Genomic DNA, 2,082 nt, shown 5'->3' on the forward strand with positions numbered 1-2,082 from the left:
ACCCTTGGCTTCCTCTACCGTCAGAGAACGCACTAGGTCCCGCGGGGGCAAGACTGCGGTCATGGTGAACCTCCTCTGCGATGAATCCAGTGTGCGCTGGTGCTCGCCAGTATGCACTAGCTCAATCACCTCGCCTTGCGACTATGGCAAATGACACCGACAGCTAGTGCTGGTTGACGACAGCGACCTCGACGAAGTCGCACGTGCCCTCCATGCCCGCTACTCATCAGAGATTGTGGGCAAAAGCGGGCAGAGCCGACGGCGACATAGCCCTGCGGGAAGCAAAAAAGTCCCCCACCTGAGTGAACAGGTGGGGGACTCGTGGCGGTGGCGGAGGGATTTGAACCCTCGGACGGGGGTTACCCGTCACACGCTTTCGAGGCGTGCTCCTTAGGCCGCTCGGACACGCCACCGCTAGAAGACACTACCGGATCGCACCGCTGAGCCGAAATCGGCAGGTCAGCACACTAGACGGAACGGTGGGCGTGGAAGAAGCCCTCGAGGACCGCCGCGCATTCGCGTTCCAGAACCCCGCCCCGCACCTCGGGGCGATGGGTGAGTCGACGATCACGCACCACATCCCACAGCGACCCCACCGCGCCGGTCTTCGGTTCCCACGCCCCGAACACGACCCGGCCGACCCGCGCGAGGACGATCGCGCCCGCGCACATCGTGCACGGCTCCAACGTCACGGCCAGGGTTGCGCCCTCGAGCCGCCACCCGTCGCCGTGTACCCGCGCTGCCTCCCGCAATGCGAGGATCTCGGCGTGCGCGGTGGGATCACCGGTCGCTTCCCGCGAGTTCGCCGCCCGCGCCAGCTCGGTACCGTCGGCCGCGAACACCACCGCACCCACCGGAACATCCCCGGCGGGTGCGGCGCTCGCCGCGTCGAGCGCGACCCGGATCAGCTTCTCGTCGTCCCGCACACCCATCTACTGCTGCTCTACTGCTGCAGTTTGTCCAGCGTCGAGGACAACGCGTCGTCGAATCCGAGCCGCTGCGCGATCTCCTCGATCTGCTCGTCCGGGTACAGCTCGGTCTCCGACAGGATCACCGCGAGCACCGGCTCCGGCAATCCCATGTCGGCGAGGATCGCCAGATCACCCTCCTCCCACGGCTCGACCTCGTCGAGTTCGTCAGGGTCGATGTCGGGGATCTCGATGTTCAGTGCGTCCAGTACGTCGGCGGCGATGTCGTAATCCACGGCCATCGTCGCGTCCGACAGCAGCAGCCGGGCCCCCGCCGGGGCCGGACGCACCACCACGAAGAACTCGTCGTCCACGTTGATCAAACCGAAGACGGCCCCGGCGCTCCGCAACTCGCGCAGTTCCGTCTCCGCGGTCGACAGACTCGTCAACGCCGCCGACGTCAGGGCACTGCACTTCCACCGACCTTCCTCACGTGTGACAGCGACGGCGAACCCGTCAAGGTCCTCCACCGAACCCCCACCGGGTGCCCCGGATGTCGTTACGGAAGGACTCTTGTCCCCTACACGCTGTGCAGCCATGCGCGCAACGGTAGTCGGCGATGTCCCTCGAATGAAGTCCGGCGGCGAATGTGCCAACCTGATACGGTGCCTGCTGCATTTTCCGCCCCGCCCGTCTGCGTGCTCGGTCTCGGCCTGATCGGCGGATCGCTGCTGCGCGCCGCGGTTGCCGCAGGCCGCGAAGCGTGGGCCTACAACCGCTCGCCCGGTGCCGTCGATGCCGCGGTCTCGGATGGCTTCGACGCGTCCACCGATCTGCCCGCTGTGCTGCGCCGGGCGGCCACCTCCGACGCGCTGGTCGTCGTCGCGGTCCCGATGCCTGCTGTGGACGCGGTGCTGGCCGCAGTCGCCGAGCACGCCCCGAACGTCGCCCTGACCGACGTGGTGAGCGTGAAGTCCGCGGTCGCGGCGGCGGTCGCCGCACGGGGACTGTCGGCCCGGTTCGTCGGCGGGCATCCCATGGCGGGCACCGCCGAATCCGGATGGGACGCCGGAACCGCCGACCTGTTCCGTGACGCCGTGTGGGTGGTGACCGTCGACGACAGCGCCGATCCCGGGGTGTGGCAGCGGGTCGCCGGACTCGCCCTGGACTGTGG

Annotated in this window: 3 protein-coding genes and 1 tRNA gene; 1 reads left to right on the forward strand and 3 read right to left on the reverse strand. The window is 67.9% G+C overall.

The window, feature by feature from the left end:
* Positions 1-322: 322 nt before the first annotated feature.
* The 3 genes from WAX14_RS12400 to WAX14_RS12410 form a co-directional block, all read right to left on the reverse strand.
* Positions 323-413: transfer RNA gene (locus WAX14_RS12400), tRNA-Ser, on the reverse strand.
* A gap of 54 nt (positions 414-467) precedes the next feature.
* Positions 468-932, reverse strand: a complete 465-nt coding sequence (locus WAX14_RS12405; protein WP_422628360.1) for a nucleoside deaminase — start codon at positions 930-932, stop codon at positions 468-470.
* 11 nt (positions 933-943) lie between these two features.
* On the reverse strand, positions 944-1,507 hold the full coding sequence (locus WAX14_RS12410; RefSeq protein ID WP_422628361.1) for a tRNA adenosine deaminase-associated protein: 564 nt from the start codon (positions 1,505-1,507) through the stop codon (positions 944-946).
* A 48-nt stretch (positions 1,508-1,555) separates the two neighbouring features.
* Between WAX14_RS12410 and WAX14_RS12415 the strand changes: the two genes are divergently transcribed.
* A partial coding sequence (locus tag WAX14_RS12415; protein ID WP_422628362.1) for a prephenate dehydrogenase/arogenate dehydrogenase family protein occupies positions 1,556-2,082 on the forward strand: 527 nt, incomplete at its 3' end.

Origin of the sequence: Rhodococcus sp. (in: high G+C Gram-positive bacteria) (genome assembly GCF_049299235.1) — a bacterium.
Taxonomy (GTDB): domain Bacteria; phylum Actinomycetota; class Actinomycetes; order Mycobacteriales; family Mycobacteriaceae; genus Rhodococcus.

What these genes read in the sequence shown, in the direction of transcription:
- WAX14_RS12410 (WP_422628361.1), bottom strand. Translation starts at nt 1,507, where the DNA reads ATGGCTGCACAGCGTGTAGGGGACAAGAGTCCTTCCGTAACGACATCC.
- WAX14_RS12405 (WP_422628360.1), bottom strand. Translation starts at nt 932, where the DNA reads ATGGGTGTGCGGGACGACGAGAAGCTGATCCGGGTCGCGCTCGACGCG.